This is a genomic window from Parapedobacter indicus, from assembly GCF_900113765.1.
Classification (GTDB): domain Bacteria; phylum Bacteroidota; class Bacteroidia; order Sphingobacteriales; family Sphingobacteriaceae; genus Parapedobacter; species Parapedobacter indicus.
This window is the reverse complement of the sequence record NZ_FOQO01000003.1, coordinates 267,428-292,879: the sequence shown is the minus strand read 5'-3', so window position 1 is coordinate 292,879 and position 25,452 is coordinate 267,428. Positions and strand designations below refer to the sequence as shown.

The 25,452-nt window shown below is 47.1% G+C and carries 18 protein-coding genes; 8 read left to right on the top strand and 10 right to left on the bottom strand.

The genetic code is table 11. The features are described 5' to 3' along the window. The first annotated feature begins 16 nt into the window (after nt 1–16). The 3 genes from BMZ56_RS07895 to BMZ56_RS07885 all read left to right on the top strand — a co-directional run bounded on the left by BMZ56_RS07895 (nt 17) and on the right by BMZ56_RS07885 (nt 1,937). The gene (locus BMZ56_RS07895) at nt 17–232 is read left to right on the top strand and encodes a hypothetical protein (RefSeq protein WP_090626031.1); all 216 of its coding nucleotides are present in this window, start codon (nt 17–19) and stop codon (nt 230–232) included. Between the two features lie 179 nt (nt 233–411). After that, complete coding sequence (locus tag BMZ56_RS07890) at nt 412–762, top strand: helix-turn-helix domain-containing protein (protein WP_090626030.1); 351 nt, start codon at nt 412–414, stop codon at nt 760–762. 20 nt (nt 763–782) lie between these two features. Beyond that, nucleotides 783–1,937 carry a methionine aminotransferase gene (locus BMZ56_RS07885; protein ID WP_090626029.1) on the top strand — a complete coding sequence of 385 codons (1,155 nt, stop codon included), beginning with the start codon at nt 783–785 and terminating at the stop codon, nt 1,935–1,937. Here BMZ56_RS07885 and BMZ56_RS07880 read toward each other — a convergent pair. Next, nucleotides 1,924–3,321: a Gfo/Idh/MocA family protein gene (locus BMZ56_RS07880; protein ID WP_090626028.1), complete on the bottom strand. Its 1,398-nt coding sequence runs from the start codon at nt 3,319–3,321 to the stop codon at nt 1,924–1,926. The two genes, BMZ56_RS07885 and BMZ56_RS07880, sit on opposite strands and share 14 nt — an antisense overlap. A gap of 226 nt (nt 3,322–3,547) precedes the next feature. Here BMZ56_RS07880 and nagB point away from each other — a divergent pair, with 226 nt between their 5' ends. The 4 genes from nagB to BMZ56_RS07860 all read left to right on the top strand — a co-directional run bounded on the left by nagB (nt 3,548) and on the right by BMZ56_RS07860 (nt 8,506). Further along, entirely contained in the window at nt 3,548–5,476 is a 1,929-nt protein-coding gene (gene nagB / locus BMZ56_RS07875; RefSeq protein ID WP_090626027.1) for a glucosamine-6-phosphate deaminase, read from the top strand. Nucleotides 5,477–5,609: 133 nt separating this feature from the next. Beyond that, nucleotides 5,610–6,479, top strand: coding sequence for a helix-turn-helix domain-containing protein (locus tag BMZ56_RS07870; RefSeq protein ID WP_090626026.1), 870 nt, complete (start codon nt 5,610–5,612; stop codon nt 6,477–6,479). Nucleotides 6,480–6,578: 99 nt separating this feature from the next. After that, nucleotides 6,579–7,748, top strand: coding sequence for a CHASE2 domain-containing protein (locus BMZ56_RS07865; RefSeq protein WP_090626025.1), 1,170 nt, complete (start codon nt 6,579–6,581; stop codon nt 7,746–7,748). Further along, complete coding sequence (locus BMZ56_RS07860) at nt 7,724–8,506, top strand: hypothetical protein (protein ID WP_090626024.1); 783 nt, start codon at nt 7,724–7,726, stop codon at nt 8,504–8,506. Before BMZ56_RS07865 ends, BMZ56_RS07860 begins: the two co-directional genes overlap by 25 nt. A 94-nt stretch (nt 8,507–8,600) precedes the next feature. Here BMZ56_RS07860 and BMZ56_RS07855 read toward each other — a convergent pair whose 3' ends face one another. The 4 genes from BMZ56_RS07855 to BMZ56_RS07840 form a co-directional block, all read right to left on the bottom strand. Beyond that, nucleotides 8,601–12,155 (bottom strand): caspase family protein, encoded by a 3,555-nt coding sequence (locus BMZ56_RS07855; protein ID WP_090626023.1) that lies wholly within the window; start codon nt 12,153–12,155, stop codon nt 8,601–8,603. 3 nt (nt 12,156–12,158) lie between these two features. After that, the gene (locus BMZ56_RS07850) at nt 12,159–14,129 is read right to left on the bottom strand and encodes a caspase family protein (RefSeq protein ID WP_090626022.1); all 1,971 of its coding nucleotides are present in this window, start codon (nt 14,127–14,129) and stop codon (nt 12,159–12,161) included. A 9-nt stretch (nt 14,130–14,138) separates the two neighbouring features. Beyond that, the gene (locus tag BMZ56_RS07845) at nt 14,139–15,551 is read right to left on the bottom strand and encodes a hypothetical protein (protein WP_090626021.1); all 1,413 of its coding nucleotides are present in this window, start codon (nt 15,549–15,551) and stop codon (nt 14,139–14,141) included. A 91-nt stretch (nt 15,552–15,642) separates the two neighbouring features. Beyond that, complete coding sequence (locus BMZ56_RS07840; RefSeq protein WP_090626020.1) at nt 15,643–16,002, bottom strand: phage holin family protein; 360 nt, start codon at nt 16,000–16,002, stop codon at nt 15,643–15,645. Nucleotides 16,003–16,117: 115 nt separating this feature from the next. Between BMZ56_RS07840 and BMZ56_RS07835 the strand changes: the two genes are divergently transcribed. Then, a complete protein-coding gene (locus tag BMZ56_RS07835) occupies nt 16,118–17,230 on the top strand; it encodes a putative sensor domain DACNV-containing protein (RefSeq protein WP_090626019.1) in 1,113 nt (370 codons plus the stop codon). Between the two features lie 102 nt (nt 17,231–17,332). Here the strand turns inward: BMZ56_RS07835 and BMZ56_RS07830 are convergent, their stop codons facing one another. The 5 genes from BMZ56_RS07830 to BMZ56_RS07810 are packed head-to-tail and all read right to left on the bottom strand — an operon-like array spanning nt 17,333 to nt 25,439. After that, nucleotides 17,333–17,620, bottom strand: coding sequence for a hypothetical protein (locus tag BMZ56_RS07830; protein WP_090626018.1), 288 nt, complete (start codon nt 17,618–17,620; stop codon nt 17,333–17,335). Next, nucleotides 17,607–19,112 (bottom strand): sulfatase family protein, encoded by a 1,506-nt coding sequence (locus tag BMZ56_RS07825; protein ID WP_090626017.1) that lies wholly within the window; start codon nt 19,110–19,112, stop codon nt 17,607–17,609. The genes BMZ56_RS07830 and BMZ56_RS07825 overlap by 14 nt, the downstream gene beginning before the upstream one ends. Then, nucleotides 19,102–20,532 (bottom strand): arylsulfatase, encoded by a 1,431-nt coding sequence (locus tag BMZ56_RS07820; RefSeq protein ID WP_090626016.1) that lies wholly within the window; start codon nt 20,530–20,532, stop codon nt 19,102–19,104. The genes BMZ56_RS07825 and BMZ56_RS07820 overlap by 11 nt, the downstream gene beginning before the upstream one ends. Further along, complete coding sequence (locus tag BMZ56_RS07815) at nt 20,532–22,043, bottom strand: RagB/SusD family nutrient uptake outer membrane protein (protein WP_090626015.1); 1,512 nt, start codon at nt 22,041–22,043, stop codon at nt 20,532–20,534. Before BMZ56_RS07815 ends, BMZ56_RS07820 begins: the two co-directional genes overlap by 1 nt. Before the next feature lie 21 nt (nt 22,044–22,064). Beyond that, entirely contained in the window at nt 22,065–25,439 is a 3,375-nt protein-coding gene (locus tag BMZ56_RS07810) for a SusC/RagA family TonB-linked outer membrane protein (protein ID WP_090626014.1), read from the bottom strand. Nucleotides 25,440–25,452 lie beyond the last annotated feature (13 nt).

Sequence of the window (25,452 nt, the reverse complement as noted above, 5' to 3'; positions counted from 1 at the left end):
AAAAAAAGGAGAAGTTATGGAAATCATGAAATTTGAAACCTCGGTGGCAGCGCCGTCCCAATTGGAGCGGCTTTCCCTTGTCATGGACAACCTGCCCAATATCGTCGATTGGTGTGTTGATTATCTTTCGCATCATTTTCTTCTTTCTGTTAAAGGTAGCATTAAGGCGTTGGACGTAATCAATGCGCTTGGCGATCAGGGGATCAGTGCTGTACAACTGTACGAAGAGTAATACTGAAAAACGGCGAGTGTCTCCACCCGCCGCTTACACTAAACAACAAACAAACTCCTTGTGTGCCTGTTGCTTGTGTGTTATCAGAAAAATAATCTACCAGTTTAGTAGTCTTTTTAGTAAAAAATTTTACCTTTGCCTTGTACATACAGATAGGGTGTTAACACGGGGAAAAAACTATGGCGCAATCGGATATTTTAGGTAACATCAGACGCCTACGAAGGGAACGGGGGCGATCGCAAGCAGATATGGCGGAGGCATTGCACATTGCATTGAAGACTTATCAAAATATTGAAGGCGGGATAACCCGTATTGACATCGATCGCCTGGCACAGATTGCGGAAGTGCTGGAAACGGAGCTTCCCGAATTATTGGGGAATGGCGCGACGAAAGGGCACATTGATCGATTTATCAACGAGGAAAAAGAGCTATACCATAAAATTATACTGGATAAGGAAGCCTATATCGCACAGTTGGAAGATAGCGTTCGCTTTTATCGGGAAATACTTCGTGAAAATATTGCTTTTTAACCATCGGTTGTCTGTCAAAAATGCGGAATCTTACCTCCAAACTACCCAACACGGCCACGTCCATTTTCACGCACATGTCGCAGTTGGCGCTTCAACATCAGGCGATCAATCTTTCGCAAGGGTTTCCTGATTTTGATCCTTCGCCGCGACTCATTTCGTTGGTCGAACAGTACTTACGCACTGGACCCAATCAGTATGCGCCGATGGCTGGTGTGAGGGCATTGCGCGAACAGATCAGTGATAAAGTAGCGACAACCGTTGATGTATGCTACCATCCTGACACAGAGATTACCATTACCGCCGGTGCTACGCAGGCACTTTTTACGGCCATGGCAACGTTGATCCGTCCGGGTGACGAGGTGATCTTGTTTGAGCCCGCTTACGACGCATATGGTCCTACGGTACAGGTCTTTGGTGGAATACCCAAGCCCGTGATCCTAAGAGCTCCGGATTTTGCCATTGACTGGAGTGTCGTTGCTGCTTTGATAACACCCCAAACCCGGCTAATCGTGATCAATTCGCCCAATAATCCGACAGCTCGTGTATTAAGTGATACCGATTATCAACAGTTGATCCAGCTCATTCGAAACACCGATTGCTATGTATTAAGCGACGAAGTGTATGAGCATATCGTTTATGACGGAGTACAACGTCGCAGCGCAGCACATTACCCATCGCTTCGTGAACGTGCGTTTGTGGTGGCTTCGTTCGGTAAACTATACCATACTACCGGCTGGAAGGTGGGATATTGCCTAGCTCCCCATGAACTAACCGCGGAATTTCGGAAAGTTCACCAATTCAATGTATTTAGCGTCAATACACCCATACAACATGCGCTGGCTGATTTTATGAAGGATGCAGAAGCGTATCTCGAACTGGGTGCGTTTTTCCAGAAAAAGCGTGATTTTCTGGAAACTGCACTCCAAGAAACGGGTTTTCGCCCCTTACCCTGCCAAGGTACCTACTTTCTGGTTGCCGATTACTCGGCAATCAGCAGGCTGCCGGAAAAAGAATTTTGCGAAACGTTGACGAAACAACATGGCATAGCCACGATTCCCATCGCAGCTTTTTACCATCGGGACATAAACCAGCACCTGGTCCGTATCTGCTTCGCTAAACAGGAGCAGACGTTACAGCAGGCAGTCGAACGGCTCCTACAGGTCAGCCCTTTCTGACGCCGGTCGTTGCTCCGCCTTCCAATGTAAGATTCACCGGTTTATTCGTTTGCCAGGCACCCCGGGTAAAATCCGGTACATCGAGCGAACGGGATCGTTTTGCCACAGACTGTTCACTCAATGGAAAAATGCTGCTCCATAATGCCCCGTCGTACACGTCTTGATCAAGCGGCAATCCATTACGGAGGCAGTCAATGAGGCGCCAATCCATAATGAAATCCATCCCACCATGACCACCCACCTGCTTAGCCACCTCGCCTACGTGTTTGATCAGCGGTGGAGTATATTTTGTATAGAGTGCTTTCAATTCCTCGTCGCTAATCCATTCGTGGCCAAACGCTATCCGTTCAGGTGAAGGATATTTGGAAGCTACTCCTTTGGTACCGCTGATGAGGTGGATGCGTGAGTACGGGCGGGGAGAGGTTACATCGTGTTGTACCATGATGGATTTTCCCTTAGCCGTGCGAATCAGTGTCGTATTCATGTTGCCTCGATACGATTTTCCGGCAAAGGGCTGGAAAAAAGCATCGTCTTTTGCTTTTGCAGCAGCGGTATCAGCCATCATAAAATCGTTGGTCGACATGGATACCAAGTGATCCATCCGGTCGCCCCGATTGATGTTGAGACATTGCGCAATCGGGCCCAATCCATGCGTAGGGTAGAGATTGCCGTTGTGGGTGGCGTTCATACGTAGCCGCCACATATCAGCATAGCCGTCCTTATCGAAATTTAAGCCTAACAGGTCATGGATGTATGCACCCTCGGCGTGCATAATCTCACCGAACAAGCCGTTGCGGGCCATATTGAGGGTCAGCATCTCGAAAAAGTCATAACAGCAATTCTCAAGCATCATACAATGCTTTTTAGTCCTTTCGGAAGTTTCAACGAGTTGCCAGCATTCATCGAGCGTAATCGCGATAGGCACTTCGCTCGCCGCATGCCTACCATGTTCCATTGCAAAGACCGCCATCGGTGTATGCAGGTTCCATGGCGTGCAGATGTAAACTAAGTCGAGGTCTTCGTTGGCTACCATGTCCTTCCAGCCTTCTTCGCCACTGTATTCCTTGGCCTTCGGGAGCCCGGCTTTTGTCAGAATTCCCTGCGCTTTTGAGGCCCTGCTGGGATCCTTATCACAGAGCGCTTTAATTTCCACGCCATCAATATGCGACATCCGTTGTACAGCGCCTGGCCCGCGTTGGCCCAAACCGATGAATCCGATCCGAACTTTGTCGATTTTTGGAGCCGCATATCCGCTCATATTGAAGCGTTGAGGCTTTGTGGGTTGGACTTCAGACGCAACCTCGTGTGCCACCGCGGGCAATGCTGCCACAGCCCCAGATAGGAGGGTAGCACTCTTTAGAAAATTTCTACGATTGTATTTCATAATGGAAAATTGGGTGTACGGCAAGAGCGAACACGGTAATAACAAACAAGTATAGGATAGTTTGTTGAGTTATCAAAGCATTTGATAAACGCAACCGTTTGCTTAATTCTTACGCACACGATTGTTTGTCCGTTTTAAAAAAAATTTAAGGAAGTATATTCTCTTTAATTATTTTTTCAAGTAAATATATTTATTTTTGCGTCTCACCTTATACGTAATTTCTCAGATGGCAAGATTAAATTTACTGGAAGAAACACGCTTCGAGAAAGCACCCGTGAGCGTTTACTCCGATCCTACCGCGGCTTCGCTAGCCGTAGCAAAACGTATTGCCGATTTAATTCGCGGCAAACAAGAACAAGGTGAGCAGGCCATCCTTGGCCTTGCTACAGGTGCAACCCCTGTAAAAGTGTATGCGGAATTGGTGCGCTTACATCGGGAAGAGGGACTCAGTTTCAAAAATGTAATCACCTTTAACCTTGACGAGTACTATCCCATGCAGCCCGATTCGGAACAGAGCTATGTTACATTCATGAATCGAAATCTATTTGATCACGTGGATATCGAGCGTGAGAATGTGCACATCCCTGATGGTACGCTGAGCATGGAAGAAATCCATGATTTTTGTTTGGCCTACGAGCAAAAAATCACGGCATTGGGTGGCTTAGATTTGCAGATACTAGGTATTGGCAGAACGGGGCACATCGGTTTTAACGAACCGGGGTCGGCACCCAACTCAGGTACCCGGTTGGTTACACTGGATGACTTGACCCGCCGCGATGCGTCGCGCGATTTCGGGGGTAAAGAAAATGTACCTACCAAGGCTATTACGATGGGTATCGGCACCATTTTCAAAGCCCGGGAAATCATTTTGATGGCCTGGAACCAAAAGAAGGCCGAGATTGTGAAAAAAGCGGTCGAAGGTGAATTGTCGTCCGAAGTGCCCGCTACGTACCTGCAGCTTTCCGATAACGTCGAATTTGTCATCGATGTAGATGCGGCATCCCTGCTGACGCGTTTTGATACGCCGTGGCTGGTGAAGGATTGTATCTGGGATAATAAAACGATAAAAAAGGCGGTTGTTTGGCTTTCACAGACCCTGAAAAAGCCGGTGCTGAAGCTGACGGAAGATGACTATAACAACAACGGAATGGCGCAACTGGCCACCGAAAAGGGGCCAGTATACCATATCAATATTGATATTTTTAACCAGTTGCAGCACACGATTACGGGCTGGCCAGGCGGTAAACCCAACGCGGATGATAGTCAACGACCTGAACGCCGGGACCCGGCAACGAAGCGCTCGATCATCTTTTCTCCGCATCCCGATGATGATGTCATCTCCATGGGAGGGACATTCATCCGCCTTGCAGACCAGGGGCACGACGTGCACGTAGCTTATCAAACGTCAGGCAATACGGCGGTATGGGACGATGATGCGCTTCGCTTTATCGAATTTGCGACAGATTTTGCTAAGTCGCAAGGTTTAGATACTCAAAAACTCGAAGACCTGTATAAAAATGCGCGGCGGTTTATTGCAGATAAGAAGCCTAATCAGATCGATACGCAGGAGCTGCTGACCGTGAAAGGGCTGATTCGTAAAGGTGAAGCGATCGCCGGAGCGCGTTTCGCGGGATTGCCCGATGATCATATACATTTTCAGAACCTACCCTTTTATGATCGGGGCAAATACAGTAAAACGCCGGATTATGAGGACGATATCCTACAAACGATGGAGCTGCTGCAACAGGTTAAACCTCACCAGATTTTTGCTGCGGGTGATTTTGCTGATCCGCATGGTACCCATAAGGTATGTTTTGATATCATCCACAAGGCCATGTTAAGGCTGAGGGAAACAGAAGCATGGACCAAGGATTGCTGGTTGTGGCTCTATCGCGGCGCATGGCATGAGTTCGAAATTCACGAAATTGAAATGGCTGTCCCACTTTCGCCGCAGGAAGTATTGCGAAAACGACACGCAATTTTTAAGCACCAGTCTCAGAAAGATGTCCCCGTATTTCCTGGAGATGATGCCCGTGAGTTTTGGGTGCGTGCTGAAGAACGTACCCGCGAGACAGCGCGGCTGTATGATGGCTTAGGTATGGCGGAATACGAAGCCATTGAGGCTTTTGTGCGCTGGAAGTTTGAAGAGGAATAATCCCAATTGCCATCGAAGTAATCAAAAAAGTCGCCCGCCTTCCGATTGGAAAGCGGGCGACTTTTTTGTGGAAATGGCTTTATAATTGCCTACTTTGTCCTCCGATATGATAGTTTATTAGTATTTTAGTCTCATGGCACAGCAGTATCCGGTATTCGATATCGCCGAGTTGGTCGCTTCTCATCCCGATGTTATGGTGCGACCTTTTGCTCTTTACCATGCAGAACATCATAAATTAGACGTACCCCATCGTCATCGTTTTTATCATCTGGTTTACTTCACGCAGGGAAAAGGCCATCATACAATTGATTTTGATCGATTTCCGGTCCGGCCGCATCAACTTTATGCCATGGTTCCGGGGCAGGTGCACCATTGGGCATTCGACGAGGAAGTCGATGGCTATGTGCTGAATTTCTCGGTTTCGTTCTTTCAATCTTTTTTACTGAGGCCGGATTATATCGACGAGTTCCCATTCTTTCAGGGGGTAGCCCAGCAGTCGGTGGTCGATATCCCGGTATCATTGCAGGCAACGCTCACAGGACTTTTTGAAGAGATGGTTGAATTGGCTTCCGTTGTGGGTGCGAGAAACCTGGATAGGTTACGTGTGCTGATCCTTAAGCTATTTTTAGATGTAACTAGTGTGCAGGAAGCGACCACGCCCGTACCACTTTCCTACAGTACGACACTTCTTCGGAATTTCCGCAAGTTGGTGGACCGGCACTTTACAGAGTTACGGTTACCCAGGGATTATGCGGCGCTGCTCTATATCACCCCAAATCATTTAAATGCGGTTTGCTCAGACTTATTGGGCCTATCGGCCGGCGAGGTAATTCGAAACCGCATCGCGTTAGAAGCCAAACGACTGCTGGTTAATCCGGAACGTTCCATCGCCGAGATTGCATATATGCTGAATTTCGAAGACAATTCATACTTTACGAAGTTTTTTAAAAAAAATACCGGAGTTACCCCGGAAGCATTCCGGAAATCGCTGCGCACGTCCTGAGATACCTTGCTTTTCGTAATGCTGACCTTGACTTTCTGGCAAAGAGTGGTATCTTTGACAGAAATAATCAACCCGTGCAGGGCTTAGCCGACGATAACCATGAATAACACAAAGCGGTACCTCCTTTGGAGAGATGCATTTTTCTGTACGTGCCTTACAGGCACGGTTGCCTTGTTTTTTTATTTGCTTTTTGTCAACGTATCGTTTTTGGATCCCTTTGAGCAGGCGTTTGAAGATGTTAGCTTCAATGATCTGTATTATTCGGAAGGCTTTTATGATCAGGTAACGTCGAAGGAAGTTGTGCTGGTCAATGTGAAACAAGCAGGGCGTTTTGAAATCGCCCAAGCGCTGCAACAGGTCGCCGAAGCACAGCCTAGTGCCATTGGCGTCGATTTATTGTTTAGGGATTTGAAGGAGCCGTATTCCGACTCCTTATTGCGGGAGGCATTGAGTCATCACCGGGTGGTTGCGGCATTCTATTGGGAAGATACGGCCCTAGTAGCCAGTCATCCCTATTTCCGGGAGCGGTTTGCCCATGAGGGATTTGTCAATCTTGATCAACCTGACGGCGGTCGGGTAATCCGTGAATTTAGGGGAGTGAAAGTGAATGGCGATACCTCGGTAAGTTTAGGGGTTAGACTGGCTAGACTAGCAGGCAAGAATGCGGAGCGAGGAGCATTGGACCGACTATCTCAATCACAGCCAATCGATTACCGTATTGCTAGCCAAGGCTTCCTGACGCTTGATATCGACGATGTACTGCAAAATGAATCGTTGCCAGTGCTAAAGGATGCAATTGTCATTTTTGGTTACTTGGGAACTCCTACTGGCAATGCCAACGATATTGAAGATAAGCATTTTACGCCGATGAATCCGTCGATAGCCGGCCGTTCAACGCCGGATATGTACGGTGTGGAAATCCATGGCAATGTCGTATATATGCTCTTGCATAGTCGGTTTTTGATGGGCATTCCGAATGGATTGGTTTACCTAACGGCTTTTTTTTCCTGTTTATTGGTAGTGAAGGGCGGAATGCGGCTTTATGTACGGAACGAATTTGCATTTGATATTTTAGCCAAAATCATTCAGCTCTCCCTTTCGGTAATCCTGGTGTATTTTACGTTGCTGTTATTGAAATCAGGTATTTATGTACGCATAACGCCTGTGTTAATCTGGGTATTATTGGGACTCGAAATGATCGGATATTATGAATATTTAGTCGTTTATTTGAAAAAAAGGTTTGCATGGAAAAGCTATCTCTTGGATTGATTGCCTCGCTGCTGATATCGACTGCAGCAGCGCAGGATAGTCTATATGTTTTTCAGGTAAAGGGTGAAGTTATCCTTGTTACGGGAAAGGCAGATCGAATGGCGAAAAAGGGCTCATTGCTCACAGCGTCGTCTTCGTTGAGACTGGGAAATGGTGCCAGCTTGACGGCGATAGACCAGCGGGGAGTTACCTACGAGGCCGTGGGGCCGGCAACCGTTGGCTTTCAGCAGCTCCTCGCGCGTAAAGGGAAGCCGCGAGGGAGTAATATGACGGCTCAATACCTAACCTATGTATGGAAGGAGTTCGTGGGCGGAGAGCGCAATGAGACGCTGATCGGAGCGGCATTCCGGGGCGAAATGCGAATGCTGACACCGACGGACAGTGCGAAAGTGGTAAATTCCAAGGTCCGGTTCAACTGGAAAACGGATTCGCTTGCTACGGCGTACTATGTGTTGATCCGCAATATCGAAACGGGAGAACTGGCTAAGTTTGAAACGGACGGCTCCCGGCTGGCACTCTACGGCGACAATAGCGTGTTTGCGGGGGGTAGCTACGTTGAGTGGACGGTTACGACTGAAGCATTTCCTAATTTGAATAACCTACCGTTTTTCGTTTTTGAGTTAATTGACCGGAATACCTACAGGCAGTTGGAAACCGAACATCAGGCCTTTATCGATGATCTGCGTTTACTCGGAATGGACGAACGGGCGATCGCCGACGCGCTTTGTGAAACATTCGGAATCTGCCGGTTCCATTAATTATTTATCGAGCTATGTCTAATTTGATGCCTAAATGTCTGCTAGTGTGGGACTGGTCATTTTGAATGATAATTCATGCTTTCTTTTTGCCCGTTTACCAAATTTGAAAATCGGTTGATACGTTCTCTTGTCTTGCATTTGGAGTCTGCTGCCCATCTGTTAATTCTTTTACTTGACGCGATACATGCGCTTTTAATTCGGAAATCGTAATCTGGCCGTTTTCGTCACTATCTGCTCGATTGTTTTTCAGCCCGTTGATAATACTGTATGTGAATACACCGTTTTTCCATTCGTCGCTCTCATATGCATACTCAACACCGGCTGATGCCGATATAATTACTGTTCCGTCTGAACCGATGAAATTATTGAATAGTCGTTGCTTTAATGCAAAGCTGTTTTGCAAATTGTCTTTTTTTGAAACGGCAATTGCTTTTGATCCCCTATTGTTAAAGGGTGTTTCGGTAGCCTTGACCTGCGTATTCTCCGTGGAAACGGTATTCGTTTGTCCATCGCTGTCTATCTCACCGCTATGGCATGCATCGAGGAATATGACATTCTTCCTGGAAGAGCCAAATGAAAACAATTGATATAATTGGTCGTAAGAGAATCCCCGTTTTTGTGGATGGTCAAAATCCATGTCGTAAGTAGCAAAATAGAAGTTACTCTCATCATCAACTAATCCATGTCCGTGAAAAGAAATAATCACTTGGTCATCGACGGTTGTCTGGGCCAAAATGTCATGAATTTTCTGTAAGTTTTCAAGTGTTACTTTATTATCCAGTAGTAGATGGGCCTCATAATTTTGATACTTTTCTTTGAAAAGCTTATCCAAATCCATCACGTCTTTGGTAGGATAAACAAGATTCATGGTAGTGTCCAGGTAATCAGACACGCCAACGCCGATATAATATACCTTAGTTTTTGTGTCGTCTGAAACTCTATGTATTGAGAAAGACTCACGCATCGATTCTAACCCGCGGGCATTCGTACAGGATATCTGTATGTTGTTGGTTCCTGATGACAGCGGAATCGGATAATGGGTTGAATAGTTTTGGACGGTTCCTTCAATCAATTTTCCATTTTTACCAAACAGTGGAACACCATTTACCCAAATATTCCAGGCTTTCAGGGTAGACAGGCTGTCGTGCATAGACACGTTAACGGGGATCGCCTGATCGGTTGTATGGAATGATTTTCGGCTATAAGTCAACTTCACGGATGGAAGGTTGGAAATAGGAAGATTGATTAGCGAGGTGTCGATTTGAAGATTTGAAATCCGTTTATTGTATGCTTCCTGAAATAGCTGTTGCCGCTCTGCGGTTAACATATCTAGGTCAAGCATCACTTTATCGGGTCTGTTGTACTTAAGGTCAAATTGCGTAAACGGATAGCTTTTATTGTTTACAACAAAAGCGATGTTATTGGGTATATAGTCAAAAGCCATGTAGTAACCGTCGGCATTTTGGGCAAAAAAATGCTCATTGGACTGGTGATAAGTGACCGCTGTTTTTTTTGATAGATTGATCAGACGTGAGTACAGTTTATTGCCAGAAACAAGTAACGTATTCTCTCCCGGGTAATACGTGAAGTGGTCAATCGATCCCGTTCCAGTATAAACACTTTCTTCAATATGTCCGGCTTTGGTATCGTAGATGATATAGCTCTCAAGTGAATTGCCCAGAATGAGACTGTTTTTATTGGATACTTCAAAATCCGCAAAAAAAAGATCGCCTTTATAAAAAGGTGTTTCTGCAGGTTTGGAAGAACGCAGGTCAATGCGAAATACTTGACCCAGAAACCCTGTTTGATGGTCAAAAGTATTGTACGAATAGAAAAAATCATCCGGAAGGTCGCCGAAAGAGAACCCAATTGTAATCAAATCATCCGCCTTAACTGTTTTTTTATAAACAGTAGTCAGCTTTTGTGTGTCGATGACGATGAGTTCGTGTTTACTGCCCTCTGACCAATAGAGAGCTAGGTAGGCATCGTCTGGAGACGTTTTAGCGTTGACCGAATATTCGGCTGGTATTTCTTTAAGTAAGTTGCCGTGTTCATCTAAAATGGCGACTGTTGTTTCGTCTGCATTGCTGAATGCTACAATGAGCCTTTTCTGCTTGTCTAAATAGTGTAATATCTCATACGAAGAATATTTTTTGATTTTTTTCCAGCTGCTTATTTCGGTGAGATTAATTTTGGTAAAGTCCTCAAAGATGTTTGTTGGATCGCTCTCGGGCTGACTTAAATCGACGGTTCTGCCCAACCAGTTGGTTCCCAGTATGCCGGCATATATATCGATATCTGCCAACTTTTGGGGAAAACTCCGATTGCCGGTGCCCATCTCAATCAGCACATGGTCGGTCGATCTATTTTGGGATATCAGGCAATTTGAACCGCACGTGATGCGGGAAGTGGTCAGTAAATCAAGTGAGTGGAGGGTAAGGTTATTGTGATAGGTTTTCGAACCAGATTCTGGGTCTGTGGCGGTCAAAAAACGTTGTCCACCAACCGTGATGAGATTGGAAAAGCAATTGGTGTTGGCAGTGAAGTTCTGTTGAATACGGGCGAGGATTTCTTTGTGTTCGAAATCAACAATTGAAAGATTCGATTTAGCCCTGAACATTGAGCCAGTTTTGCCATGGGTAATAAACCCTTCGTCAGAAAGCGGATTATAGGCCAGTGAGCCGATTTGGTCATCAAAGTCAATGATCGAATGGTCGGTTGTTTCAAAAGTTGCCAAATCAATGCGGCTGATGGTGTTATATCCTGAATGTGTATATAAAACATTTTCTGATGCTATATATATCATGTTATAAAGTTCATCGACCGAAGAAGCGAAAAAATTGGTTTCTGGAGCGTCGTGTGGTTTAGGTAACTGTATACGTTGAACGATGTTACCGGACTCGACATCTAATAGTTTGATTTCGGTGTGGAGTTGCTCATTGTATATTAAGTGCTTGCCACTTTTGTCGAAACAGTAAAAGCCTGGTGCTTTCGTTTGGTTTATTGTGATGGGTGAGCGGTATTCTTGTAAGGAAGAATCCAAAAAAAGAGCTTTTCCGTTACTTGACAATAGTAGCAGAAAATTGTGCGCCGGGGGAATGGCAACAGCAGTTAATTCCTGATTGATTTGCCGTTCAATTTCTATTTTCTTCGATTGAGCATCGTATATGACTGCATTGAAATGGTGAGATTCTTCTTGCACCTCCTTTTGCTGTTCGGAATAGATTTTTTCCAATACGAAGAGCTGATGGTTGTCCAGCCATTCAAAGTCGTGTATATAGTTGGGAAAGACAGTTTCGTAGATGGTCTCATTTGAGTTGGCAATTAGGTCATACCGATAGATGTGTTGATTGTCGTTTACATAGACAATGCCGTCGTTCATTAATTTGATTTTACCACTGCCTTCTCCGTTGCCGAAATAGATGTTTACATAGCCCAGCATGAGTTTAGAATGGGCATCCCACAAGTTGATATCGAGGTCGGTAGCCCCTAGCGCATACGTAATAAACTGTTCTCCGTTTGGGGAGAATTTGATGTTTTCGATAGAGCCGTATTCTTTTTGAATAACGACTTCGGGTGGCTGGCTGTAAGCGTTGATGCAGCAGAAGAGCAGGATGGTCGTACAGGCCAGTTCGCAGATTTTAAGCATTTTTTAGCGTTTTACGATTTCATACACAAATTCCGAGCTGTACCCGTCTACTTTACCGGTGACACTTGTGCTGCTTGACCCACGGCTTTGCGTATAGCTTTGCTGAATAAATCGTTCCAAGGGATGCTGATTGGCCGAACGGGTACCTTCACCCCTCGTAGCCACTGTCGACTGGAAATTAATCGGCGTTGACGTGGCAAAACCCTTGAGGATAAGTCGCTCGTAAGGCGGCCCGAAGGAGAATACACAGTCGGAAAACGTCATGGTTTGTCCGGGCGCAATGCGGCGTTCCTCATCGGTCAGCGGACAATTATCATTGGGCATAAAGGAGGCAATCTCTCCCTTTGTATTGATTTCGATGATGCTGAAATACAAGGGCCGATCGCTCTTGTTCGTGACTTGCAAGACGACGTAATCGGATTCGGGATCTACCTCAAATATGCCGGCCTCGTTGACAAGTGCGGTATCCGGCTTCAGATCTCCGGAAATGCCCAGTTCAACGTCGTAATCAATGGGAATCAGTTTGAACTCAAATTCGTATTCGTAATTTTTGAGACTCAGCTTTTTGAGGTATTGTCCTTGTGCAAAATTGAATAACTTTTCGTTGATTTCTGCGGCTAGGTCTTCCCCCCGTGAGCTTTCGGCTTCGTTGAAAGCCGATTCCCCCTGCGCTACCGTCAATTGATACGCGTTTGCCCGTTTTTCAACAATGACATCGGCTTCGAGGGTATCCGTGACGATTTTTCCAAGATGGTTTTCCGATAGAAAGGCGGAGATAGCCGTCTTCACGCTTGCATCGTCAACCGATGGGTGCAAATAAACCTGGATGGCAATGTCGCCATAGGCGGGTTGATCGACGAATACCCAGTAGTTTTTTTCGTTAGGGTCTTCCAGCGGACGGTCAAGCTTAACAACGGCTTCATTGAATTTTGCGTTGGTGATTGTTCCTTTTGCTACGACTTTGTCGGGATCAGCAGTAGTTGTGCCCGCTGGAAGCACAAAGACGCTCGTTTGCTTAAACAGCCGTTGTAATTGGCCCCCGGCAACTTGGATCACGTCGGGCTGAACAATACGGTTGAGGGTAAAATAAGGTTGCTGCTTTACGTACTCTCCTTTAAAAAGGAGGTAATCAATGTCGCCTTCGATCGTTGGCGTTTGCTTGGGTGAAATGACATTCATGTTGGCCGCAATCGACGAGAATAATTGCCGAAAGGTAAAATCTGACCCCAGATCAGTCATGGCTTTGGAAAAGGCATAACTCAGGGATCCGCACCCCTGGTATTCATAGTTTAACTCATCGGCCGATGCACCGGATATCATCACGAATGGAGAAGCCTCGGGGGTTACCCGTGTGCGTTCGATCAGCCCGCTGCCTTTGGTTTTGTCCGCCTCCTGCGGCGTCCAGTTGGGGGGTGCAAACGTCGCTTGTCCGCCGCGTGCCTTTGCCCCCCGGGTGGTCGAGCCGCTGTGGCAGCTATCCATGATGAAGAGCAATTGTCCATCCTTACCCAATTTGTTCCGGAAGTTGGCAATGATATTGCCCAATTCGTCATCCCGGATGTGGTTTTGACCAGCGTAGTTGTGGGTATATTTGGCAAAGGCATCGTAGGGAACAATGGATTCGTCCTTGCCATCTATTTCGTCGCCATTGTCGTCGAATATTTGTTGGCCATGGCCCGAGTAATGAATGACCACAATGTCGCCTTCTTCGGCCGTTGCCTGCAATTGGGCCATCGCTCGGATAATGCCTTCTTTCGTTGCTTGTTCGTCGGTTAGGATAACCATGTCCGCATCGGCGAAGCCCTGTTTAGCCAATGCCTGCTGAATCAATGCAACATCATTTACCGAACTGATCGCGCTCCAACCGGTTTTGGCAGGGTATGCTCCGATCGCGATAATCAACGCCCTTTTTTTTGCGAAGCCAACCTGAAATAGTAACGATGCAGTAATTAGGAATAAGAAGATTTTTTTCATAGTCTACGATTAATTGATGTCGAACACACTGAATGAAACACCGAGATAATATCCGAAATTATAGACGGATTTGGTGTAGTTTTCTAAGTCACGAATGTCTGTGGCGTCCCCCGGCTTTAAGCCATTGCTCAACTTATTGACCGGTCCGCAGGCAATGCCGCCTGAAAACGAAAGCCGGTTTTTGTCACCGATGAACAGAGACGGACCGAGGAGGAAATTAACACCGCCCACCTTGTCGGTGATGGGTACAGACAGCCCAAAACTACCGCCGATGTTGAACGATTCGCTGATAATCGGGTAAAAGTTGATCATCGTACTTAGATTCGGAACGAAGTTGGTGTTTTTTTCAGAGCCGATGATACCAGCATCGCTAATGAAATAGCTGTTGGAGGTAGCGCTGAAATTATTCAACGTCATTGCGATTCCGGTATTGATCTTGAATCCGCCTTTTGCAGCAACGCGCACGTTGCGTGTTTTGACAGTTTGTCGGGTAGGGTCGGAGCTGTTTTGCGAGGCAAAGGCACTGCGCAGAAATTTCAATTCAATCGTTGCTTTATCTGCTTCGATGACATAGTCGTAGGTTTGATCAAAAGACGCTGCTTCCAGATCGGTGTAGAGTGCTTTGATCTGGCCGATGTGATCGGTGGTCTGATCGGTCGTGCTATTGACAGATGCGATGGCGTTTTGCAGGTTACTCAATGTGGTATGACGGGCAACAAGTTGTCCCCTCGATAGCGGTTCGTCGGAGGAAGGTGGCTGTTCGATTTCGCTCACAAACGCATTAGCGGATGAGAGTAGCTCATTTTTGTCCTGTAGGATGACTTTTTCAAGATGAGAAAGAAAGAGGTAGAAGTTCTCATCTGGATCAGGCAGCCGTATATCTTCCAGTTTGCCAGCGATTTGTTTTAGATGCCGAATGATCGAATCTTTGTTAAGGTCGGGATTCACTAAGTCTGCTACCAAGGCACTTTTAATGGCGGAAACGTATGTGGTAGTTTCGTCGAGCTCGGATAATTTATTGGATAACGCCGCGCCCCGTGAAGCCGCAGCAGGCGATTCTTTTTCTCCCAAAGGGAGGCTGGATGAATTTAATTTTAGTTTGTCACCGGTCAGTTTGCCGATACTGCCCAAAAGCGAATTGAACGTAAAGCCGCTGCTTCCTGAAGATTCGTGGACGTTTTTTTCAACCACCGAAGTACTCACGTCAACGGCAAATGGATTGACATTTTTCAACTGAACTTCTATTGCCCGGTTGCGTTTGAACTTGGGGTTCCGGAGGGTATCGATAATCCGGTTGTTTTGATCGATGGAATAAAAATTGAGGCGATCGGTCTTGTAGTCGTATACGATCCGGTATCTTTCCTGCGAATAGGAGAAACCGATGGTTACAAGAAGGAATAGGCCCGTCAACAGAACTTTCATAACGATGGATTCAGCAAATTGATTTGGCTAATTTAGGATTTTTTGATGATAACCCGTAGGCTTCCGTTAAGTTAGTCTACGGGCCATCGGTTTAGTCACGTTCTTTCGATCCAAAAATACTGTTTAGGATCAGTTGGATGATCGCCACGACGATCGCAAAGACGGCTGCCCACCAAAAATTTGCCACTTCAAATTTACTTCCCATAAAGTAGCTGGTAAGCTGTACCATCAACACGGTAATAATAAACGAGATCAATCCGAGGGTAAGGAGATTGAGTGGGAGCGTAAAAAAACGGAGAACAGTACCGACGGTCGCATTCACGAAGGAGATGATAAGTCCGGCAACAATTGCCCAGCCGAATCCCGCAACGCTGACGGCCGAATCAGGGAGGACCAGCGCCGCAAGGAAGACGGCTAACCCGGTCAATAATACTTCAATAATAAATCGCATAATCCTGTTTGTTTTAAGAAAACCATAACTTGCAAATCAATGGCAAGATAGGTAAGTTTGCTGATATAACTCAATAAATAGTAGTCGGCGGCAGTATTGTTTGCCCTTTTCAAAAATGATTTCAGACCCCACATATCTAGCGGCTAAGCTGGTGTCGTATCGAATAGCCGAACATTTTAAAAAGTTAGTTGACCACCGGGATACGGATTACAGGCATATTCCGGACATACCGGTTATCGAAATACTCATTGACACCGCTTTTTGGGCAAGCTTGCGCCGCGAAGAGGGCTATGAGCCGAAAATATCGGTAGCATTTGTGCCACCGGATTTGGCGGTGAATCGTTTGGTTTTTCGTCATCCGCAACGTTTTACCCCTTATAACCTGGTCAAGTTGTCGCCAGCGGTTGTACAACCGGGAATACACTTAGGTGTGTGGATAGAAGATGATAATTTTTATATATGGGGTACCACGCATGAAGTGCCCACCCATACGATGGTGATAGAGGTTGTGGAGGCCGGTTTATTGGTGGTGAAACAAAAGCACCGGGAGCATGCACGCAAGTTTGTCAATGTGGCAGTGCTCAAAGGCAATCAGATCAAGGTGATCGACGATAACCATTGGGGGTTGACCGATTGTCCAGGAATTCTTTCTGCTTTACTTGGATTTTCTCACACACAGAATGATCAGCCCGAAAATTTCCTCGTGCAATTGGCCTTGGCGATACGTAGCCATGGCCGTGGCGCATTGTTGGTGGTCGTTCCTCCCAACAGTGCCGCTTGGCTGCATTCCATTGTAAAACCCATCAACTATTTGATCGAACCTCATGAAATGTTGTCTCCTATTGGAAATGATGGCTCGCAGATTCCCTATACAGATACGTTACCCAAAATAGTCGCTGCGGTAGGTGGATATTCAGCGATTGACGGAGCCACGGTAATAACGCAGGACCATCAATTACTTGCTTTCGGAGCCAAGATAGCACGTTCACCACACGCATTGCCCGTCGCCCAGATTATATTAACAGAACCGGTGGCAGGTAGCAGTATGCAATTGTTAGATGCCACCACCATTGGCGGAACCCGGCATTTGGCCGCCGCCCAATTTGTGAACGACCAGCATGATTCCTTAGCCATGGTCGCCTCACAAGACGGAACATTTACCGTATTTTCATGGTCCGAAAAGGAGCAGATGGTGCATGGACACCGGATCGATACGTTGCTGATGTAAGTAATCTACTGGAGCATTTTTTTCAATAGGCTAGAAAAGCCGAATCGCTGACAGTTACTTTCAATCCTTTTTTCTTCATTTCCTTTTCGAAATTGTCCTTCATCAACGCTGCCGCAAACGAGATTTCAGCTTCGGGTTCGGGATATACACCGCGATCGGCCTCGTCAAGCCATTGATCGGCAAATTTGTCAAGATTTGCGTCTGAACCGCTGGCGTACCGTAGCAGGCGAGATCGGTACCCAGATCATCAGCTACGATCCATAGAATATTCGGAAGCGTAGTCTCCGTTTTTTTTCCGTCAACGGATGAACAGCTGCCGCATAAGAAGATGGCGACGGTAAATAAGATAAAATAGGCATGCATGCGCCATGCGCGGTTACCAAGTTCCATTGAATTTGTGATCTTTATGTTTTGATTTGATCCGTTTGAGGGGGATAAAGGTTCCTTCTGTATGTTCAAGCCAGTCCCACAGCGCGCTATTCAGCTCCGAAGCAATGGATTGATAGGCTGGATCACGAATTAAATTATTGACCTCGTAGGGATCCGCTTCTAAGTTATACAATTGGTTGATGTCCCATACACCCTGGCTTCGGATAAACTTATACTGGGATGTACGGACGGCAAATTGCGTAGGCGTTTGGGGAAAGGCATTTTCCCAATAGTATTCGTAAAACACGCGTTCCCTCCACGGAATGGTTTTTCCGGATACTAAGGGAAGCCACGATTCGCCCTGCATTTGTACTGGTTTTTTTAATCCAACTAGGTTCAGGATGGAGGGTGCAATGTCTATGTTTAGTACCATCTGATCTATTTTACTGTTGGGCTTAATAAAGCCGGGGCTCCAGGCCAACAGCGGTACGCGCATCGATTCGTCATAAGCATGCCGCTTGTCAATCAGTCCATGTTCGCCGAATGAAAAGCCGTTATCTCCCATATAAATGACTAAGGTCTCTTTTGCTAAACCACTTTTTTCCAGGTAATCGAGTACGGAGGCAATGCTTTCATCCACGCCTTGCAGGGTTTCTGCGTAGTTGATAGCCATCTTATCCAGGTCGGTGGTGCCATGGTACATGTAATCCACACCATGCCAGCTGTAGCGCTGCTGTCTCACCCATAGCGGAATGTCACGTTCGTTTACCGGATAGTTTCCCATACCGGGCCACCGTGTTTTGTCGTAAGCCCTGCTGGTATCGGTAGCCGTTATAAACATCGAGGGAGGATATTGGAATTCAAGATGCTGGTAACGATCTTTATGCCGTTTTGACGGCTGGAAATTGGCGTGTACGGCTTTGTGGGAAAGGTAGACAAAAAAGGGTTTTTTATCAGCCTCCTGTTTTTTCATCCAATCGATGCATAACGTGGTCAGGAGATCCGTAATGTAAGTGCTATCCTGAAATTTCTTGGGAACCCCATCGATATTTAACGTCGGGTTGTAGTAAACACCTTGGCCTTTGAAACCCACCCAGTGATCAAAACCGGGTTGCGGACTCCCATCGTCATTACCCATGTGCCATTTGCCAAAGAAGGCGGTTTCATAACCGGCCTCCTGTAGGTATTGAGGAAAGAATATCAACCCTTCAGGAGCTGGCGACTGGTTGTCGACAATGGTGTGCGTATGCGCATATTGGCCCGTGAGGATGGATGCACGGGAAGGAGAACAGAGGGCTGTGGTAACAAAAGCATTCCGGAAATGGGCACCTTCGAGCGCTAGCCTGTCCAAGTTCGGCGTTTTCAGTCCGGGAACTTTTCCCGTAAATCCCATGAAATCGTAGCGGTGATCGTCGGAAAGGATAAAAATGACGTTTTTGGGAAGTTGAGAAAATGAGGGCGATGTAAAGAAGCCCAGTAGCAACAAAAGAAAAAATGAACGATTACTTATCATAATGAGCCTCTCTTTTGGTTAATGGAAATTCGGGATGTTCGGTCCGTGTTTCCGATAGATAGGTTTCGATTTGCTTTACGATATCAGGGTGCGAAGCGGCGAGGTTTTGCGTTTCGTTTGGATCCTGTTTGATGTTATACAGTTCAAAAGGTTTTTGATACTGCTTGATGCCCTTCCATTCGCCCATAAGCACCGCTTGTATAGGTCCCCGCGTTTCATTGACCTCCCAATAAAAAGTAGGATGAGGCGCAGGGAGTGTTGCCGCCCCCTCAAGCAATGGAAAGTAGGAAACACCATCGACGTGGACGCTGGGGCGCAAACCGACAATGTCACAAACCGTAGGTAGGAAATCCCAAAAAGCAACGGGTTCCGATGTCGAGCGGCCCGGTTTGATGACTGCAGGCCATTTCGCTGCGAATGGCATGCGGAGTCCGCCTTCATACAACGTAAGTTTCTTCCCGCGGAATCCACCGTTGCTATTGAAAAAGCCGTCATCATAGCCCGGACCGTTGTCGCTGGTAAAGATGATCAAGGTGTTTTCTTCCAGCCCTTGTTCCCTGAGCCGGTCCATCAGTTGCCCCACATAGGTATCCAGTCGGCTTACCATACCCGCATAGGTGACATTTCCTTCTGGATCGTGATAATAATGGCCCTGCTTCATGGGACGCTTGGGCCATCCAAGATTGAGGTAGGGCATCTTTGCATCCTCAGGTACGGTTATTTCATTGTGAGGAACTGTATACGGGAGGTAGAGAAAAAAAGGAGTTTCTCTATTTGCTATAACGTAGTCCAAGGCTTTCCGGGTGAATGCATCGTTGGAGTATTCGCCAATTTTTTCGGCTGTGCGGTTTTGTGGCAATTCAACTTTTTCCCTGTTTTCCCATATGTAGGGCGGATAGTAGTGATGCGCCTCCATATGGGTAAGGTATCCATAGAAGTAATCAAACCCTTGGTCGAGGGGATGGCCTTCTCCGGTTCCTTCTTCGAGGCCCCATTTACCGATGACAGCCGTGCGATACCCCGCACGTTTCAGCTCTTCGGCCACCGTCACTTCTTCGGCTTGCAATCCAATGGGATTACCGCTGGCGGTCCAGGCAGACAACTCCCGGACGTTGGCATGTGCTGTGTGGATGCCTGTCAGCAAAGCGGCTCTCGAAGGACCGCAGACTGCGGTGCCGGCGTAATGCCTTGAAAATACCATACCCTCGGCAGCTAGCCGATCGATGTTCGGGGTTTTGATTTTATCCTGACCGTTAAAGCCCACGTCACCGTACCCGAGGTCATCGGCCATAATGAAAATGATGTTCGGGCGTTGGATTGCCGTCTGTGCATTGGCAGAAACATTGCTACAAAGAAACAAGACAATGCAACGGATCAAAAGTTGGGCAGCACTCCCACAAAGTATGATAAGCCGCTTCATCAGTATTGAGGGTTTTGTACTAATTTGGTATTTGTCAATTCTTCTAATGGAATGGGCAAGCGCTCATTTTTCCCCGCTACGAATCCTTTTGACTGTAATACCGTGGCTGCTTGTCCTGTGCGGACCAGATCGTGCCAGCGATGCCCTTCGGTGGCCAGTTCTTTCCGCCTTTCCATATGGATATTTTCTAATGTGGCGTCTACAGGCGCAAGGCCAACCCGATGCCGGACTGCGTTTAGCAATGCAGCAGCACGGCTGAGGTTCTCTCCAGCTTCCACGAGCGCTTCAGCTTCCATCAGGTAGGTGTCAGCAAGACGTATTTCAATGTAATTTTGCGGATAATTAATCGTTGCGGGGCCGGCGCCGGTATTTTTGAATTCTTGCAGCGGCGCAAACTTTTTGACAAAATAGCCGGTATTCAAATAGCCGGGTACATAGGTGGCCAACCCAAGGTCCACCAGGCTGTCAACATCGTTAACCGTAGTTCCGTAACGTGGGTCATTGTGTAAAAGCGTTATCAGCTCTGGGGTAATCGGACAACCACCCCAACCGAAATCATAAGTAGGACCACTGTAGCTCCGTGGTCCGAACATGGTACTGGCAATAAACCCTTCCACACGCGATGTGTTTCCCCATCCCGATGCTGCGGAAGAAGTGTGGGTGATCTCAAGGATGGACTCACTGTGGAATAGGTTGTCCGGCCTGAAAATATCGCTGAAGTTATCCAGTAGTTTGTATCCATAGGTGCTGGTTCCGCCGGGTGTACCGTTTACCATCGACAGGTAATCCGCTGCTTCCCCCCATTTTTCCTCGTATACCATTACCTTACCTAGTAACGCTGCAGCGATGCCTTTGGTTATTCGACCGCCTTCGGTAGCCGCAGGAACCTTATCGGGTAAATTCGCCTCGGCAATTGCCTCCTTTAAATCCGTCTCGATTTGGGCATATACTTCAGCGGGCGATACCTGCGTGACTTCGTAAAATTCATTTGTGGAAAGGGGGGCCGTGATCAACGGTATATTACCAAAGATGCGGATCAGGTCGAAATAATAATAAGCCCTCAATACTTTGGCTTCGGCAATATATCGGGCTTTTACTGCATCATCCAATCCCTCAATCTCCTTTTCATTCAGTACATTCAATAAGGTGTTTACGCGTGACACGCCAGTAAATCCTTTGGACCAAAAGTCTAATTGGGGCCCATTGGCGGGATCGAGTAGCCGGTAGTCATTCATGGTTTGAAGATACCACAGATCAGATGAACTTCCGCCACCGCTGTATGCTTCGTCGGACCCCGCAACGAACGACACGAAATTGCCGTAACCGCCTTTTCCTTCCCAACCCATCGGATCGTAGGCGGCTACCAGACCATTAAATGCCTCCTCTGGATTGCGGTAGTAGTTGGATTCAATTTGCGTAGCACGTGGATCTACCTCAAGGAAACTTTCGCTGCAGGAAATAAAACATACGGTGGTCAGTGAAAATGCTGCCAGGGTTATATATCTTTTCATCGGGATCATGAGTTGAATGGATTAAAAACTTAAATTAGCACCAAATAGAAACGATCTTGACTGCGGATAGACGGCCCGGTCTATTCCGTAACTGCCACCACCTATCTCGGGATCATAACCGGTATAACCGGTGATGGTCCATAAGTTGTTACTGCTTACATATACTCTTATTTTAGCCAAACCGATCGGATCTACGAGTTTAGCCGGAAGGGTGTAGCCAACTTGAAGCGTCTTAATCCGGAAATAGTCTCCACGCTGAAGATGAAATACGGAAGGATTCGAAAAATTCTTATTGACATCTTTCGTGGTTAAGCGAGGATAGGAAGTAGAAGTGCCCTCACCATGCCAGCGATTCCATGCGTCGGTTTGCCAGTTAGCTGTGGGAATATCTAGTCGTCGTAAACCTTGATAGATTTCATTGCCTGCTACGCCTTGTCCGAACATCAGGAAATCGAAGTCTTTCCATGCGAGATTGAGGGTAAATCCAAAAGACCAATTAGGGGTCGGATCGCCAATAAACGTACGATCGTCGGCGGTGATGGCACCATCACTGTCTAAATCGGCCCAAATAAAGTCGCCGGGTTGCGCTGCAGGCTGGATGAGATTGCCTTCTGCGTTGACGTAGCTATTGATCTCCTGCTGATTTTGGAAAATTCCCAAGGTCTCGAAACCATAGAACGACCCGATTGCATACCCCACCGCTGTACGGGTAATGGGATAGCTGGTACTTTGGATGGTTTCACCTCCATCGAGGAAGGATTTCCCGTCGCCGAGGAAGGACACGCTGTTGTCCAGATAAGAGATGTTTCCCCTTATATTTAATCGCAGGTTTCCTAAGGTTTTGCGATACCCCAGTTCCAGTTCCACTCCCTTGTTCTCCATATCCGCCACGTTGCCGTAAGACGACCCCGTAGACCCCACATAATTGGGCAATTGTACGACCTGCAGGATATCGGTTGTTTTCTTTTTGAACCAGTCAAATGTGAGGTCAAAGTTCTTGAATAAGATGGCATCAAAGCCGACGTTCAGTTGGCTGGTTTCTTCCCATCGTAGATCGGGATTTGCCGGTGCATCCGGGCTGTAACCGATGTGGTAGATATCGTCACCGAAGATATAATTCCTACCACCACCAACGGTCGAAATGTAGCGGAAGTTACCCAAGACGTCGTTTCCCGTGATGCCATAAGACGCCCTGATTTTCAAGAAGTCGACGGAGGAATTCATTGGAAAAAAATCTTCTTGGGTCACTACCCAGCCGACAGATGCGGATGGGAAGTAGCCAAATTTGTTATTCGATCCAAACCGGGATGAACCATCCCGGCGAAGTATTCCCGTAAATAAATATTTTTCGGCAAAATTATACGAAAGCCTGCCGAAGAGGGAGCTCACCGTATGGGTAATTCCTTCGTATCCGCTGGCCTGAATGTTATCAGACGCTGTACTGTAATTCATGGAGGCGTCCTTGAATGTGTTAACGGGAAGGTTGAAATAGGTGACGCTGAGGCCACTGCTGTTATTATCTGAATAGGCTCCTTGCCCAAGCAGAATGCTAAAATCATGCTCCCCGACCTGTTTCCCATAGGAGAGTGTATTTTCTAAATTCCAGTTAAGTGCCTGCTGCCGGTTTCTGGCAAACGACGTTTGCGTGGTGAACTGGTTGGAATTGAGGTAATACAGTGGAGTGAACGATTCCCCGCCTGAATAGGAGAGCCTGGTGCCGACGGTAGAGCGGAATCGCAAGCCGGCCAGCGGTATGATTTCTACATAGGCGTTTCCGACAATGTCATCCGACCAACTGTAATTACCGTCGCGTGTACGGATGTAGGCAAGGGGGTTGGTCACCTGTTGAGCAACGTATTTAGAGATTCCGTACGGATTGCCCAGCTCATCCCTTACAACCGGCTGGGTGGAATAAGGGACCTCATCGATTTCCGAGGGATCGGTGATGAGCGTTGGCGTGGTCGGATCCATCATTAGGGCACCGCTGAGTGGCCCGCCGAAATCGGTATTGCCCGAAACGCCGCTTAGGTTCTTGATTCTCGAATAGCCCACGTTTTCTCCGATAGTTAACCAGTCGGCTATCTTGTGAGTAGAATTGAGGCGGATGTTGATCCGCTTGAAGTTGGAGATTTCGGTGGCCACAATCCCATTCTGGTCAAAAAAGCCGACAGACGAGTAGAACGTAGATTTTTCGCCACCGCCGCTTAAGCTGAATTCGTGGTTCTGGACGAGTGCTCCGTTATTGAAGATCGCATCCTGCCAGTCGGTGCCTCTTCCGAGTGATTCGGGGTCGGAAAAAATCGAGTTACCGCCGCCATTAATCGCTTGTTCATTCATTAATGTCGCATACTGCGTAGCATTTAAAAGAGATAACTTTTTAGCAGGGGCCTGGGTGCCAAGATAGCCGTTGTAACTGAGCCTGACGGCGCCGCTGCTTCCTTTCTTCGTCGTAACTAGGATAACCCCTGCCGATGAGCGGGCACCATAGATGGCCGCGGAGGCGGCGTCTTTTAGCACTTCGATGGATTCGATGTCACTGGGGTTGAGGTAATCGATGCCTCCGATATCTACCACGACCCCATCAACGACGTATAGCGGATCACTGGCACCTTCGTTCAGCGACGTTGCACCACGTACCCGTACCGTTGCGGCAGAACCGGGTGCTCCGGAGCTCGATGCGATGGTGAGCCCGGATGTGCGGCCTTGCAATGCTTGTTCCACGCGTCCGATTTGCTGGTTTTGCAGATCTTCTGATTTCACACTGGAGATAGCACCGGTTACGACACTTTTCTTCTGCGTGCCGTATCCAACAACTACGATCTCATTAAGTGTCTTTTCTTCTTGTTCCAACACGACACGCACCGACGATTGTTCATTGACGTCTATTTCTTGGGTGATGTAGCCCACAGAAGAAAATACGAGCATACCGCTTCCTTCGGCCAGCGATAGGCTGAAATGTCCGTTTTCATCGGTGGATGTGCTCAATTGCGTCCCCTTGATATTCACACTTACACCGGCAAGTGGTTCGCCGGTTTCGGTAGTGACGGTCCCGCTGACGGTGCGTTGCTGTTTAGCGAGGTTTCGGCTGATGACAATCAGCTGGCCGGTCACTTCGTATTTCAGGTCATTCTTTTCGCTTATGTCGTCCAAAATGACAGACAAAGGGACTTCCGAATACGTTAATGTGAGCCGCTTGTGCCCAGGTAGCGATTCCGCACTGTAAGCAAACTTTACATCGGCCTCCTTTTCAAGAATCGTTAAGGCCGATATCAATTCGACATTCTTGATATTCAAAGACAGCCGTTTCGATAAATCAGTTTGTGTAAACGCCTTTCCGTCGATGAAAAAAAGAAGCAGTACGAAAGAAAAAACAATGTAGTGTCGGTTTGTTTTCATAATTCAATTCAAC

What these genes read in the sequence shown, in the direction of transcription:
- BMZ56_RS07895 (WP_090626031.1), top strand. Translation starts at nt 17, where the DNA reads ATGGAAATCATGAAATTTGAAACCTCGGTGGCAGCGCCGTCCCAATTG.
- BMZ56_RS07890 (WP_090626030.1), top strand. Translation starts at nt 412, where the DNA reads ATGGCGCAATCGGATATTTTAGGTAACATCAGACGCCTACGAAGGGAA.
- BMZ56_RS07885 (WP_090626029.1), top strand. Translation starts at nt 783, where the DNA reads ATGCGGAATCTTACCTCCAAACTACCCAACACGGCCACGTCCATTTTC.
- BMZ56_RS07880 (WP_090626028.1), bottom strand. Translation starts at nt 3,321, where the DNA reads ATGAAATACAATCGTAGAAATTTTCTAAAGAGTGCTACCCTCCTATCT.
- nagB (WP_090626027.1), top strand. Translation starts at nt 3,548, where the DNA reads ATGGCAAGATTAAATTTACTGGAAGAAACACGCTTCGAGAAAGCACCC.
- BMZ56_RS07870 (WP_090626026.1), top strand. Translation starts at nt 5,610, where the DNA reads ATGGCACAGCAGTATCCGGTATTCGATATCGCCGAGTTGGTCGCTTCT.
- BMZ56_RS07865 (WP_090626025.1), top strand. Translation starts at nt 6,579, where the DNA reads ATGAATAACACAAAGCGGTACCTCCTTTGGAGAGATGCATTTTTCTGT.
- BMZ56_RS07860 (WP_090626024.1), top strand. Translation starts at nt 7,724, where the DNA reads ATGGAAAAGCTATCTCTTGGATTGATTGCCTCGCTGCTGATATCGACT.
- BMZ56_RS07855 (WP_090626023.1), bottom strand. Translation starts at nt 12,155, where the DNA reads ATGCTTAAAATCTGCGAACTGGCCTGTACGACCATCCTGCTCTTCTGC.
- BMZ56_RS07850 (WP_090626022.1), bottom strand. Translation starts at nt 14,129, where the DNA reads ATGAAAAAAATCTTCTTATTCCTAATTACTGCATCGTTACTATTTCAG.
- BMZ56_RS07845 (WP_090626021.1), bottom strand. Translation starts at nt 15,551, where the DNA reads ATGAAAGTTCTGTTGACGGGCCTATTCCTTCTTGTAACCATCGGTTTC.
- BMZ56_RS07840 (WP_090626020.1), bottom strand. Translation starts at nt 16,002, where the DNA reads ATGCGATTTATTATTGAAGTATTATTGACCGGGTTAGCCGTCTTCCTT.
- BMZ56_RS07835 (WP_090626019.1), top strand. Translation starts at nt 16,118, where the DNA reads ATGATTTCAGACCCCACATATCTAGCGGCTAAGCTGGTGTCGTATCGA.
- BMZ56_RS07830 (WP_090626018.1), bottom strand. Translation starts at nt 17,620, where the DNA reads ATGGAACTTGGTAACCGCGCATGGCGCATGCATGCCTATTTTATCTTA.
- BMZ56_RS07825 (WP_090626017.1), bottom strand. Translation starts at nt 19,112, where the DNA reads ATGATAAGTAATCGTTCATTTTTTCTTTTGTTGCTACTGGGCTTCTTT.
- BMZ56_RS07820 (WP_090626016.1), bottom strand. Translation starts at nt 20,532, where the DNA reads ATGAAGCGGCTTATCATACTTTGTGGGAGTGCTGCCCAACTTTTGATC.
- BMZ56_RS07815 (WP_090626015.1), bottom strand. Translation starts at nt 22,043, where the DNA reads ATGAAAAGATATATAACCCTGGCAGCATTTTCACTGACCACCGTATGT.
- BMZ56_RS07810 (WP_090626014.1), bottom strand. Translation starts at nt 25,439, where the DNA reads ATGAAAACAAACCGACACTACATTGTTTTTTCTTTCGTACTGCTTCTT.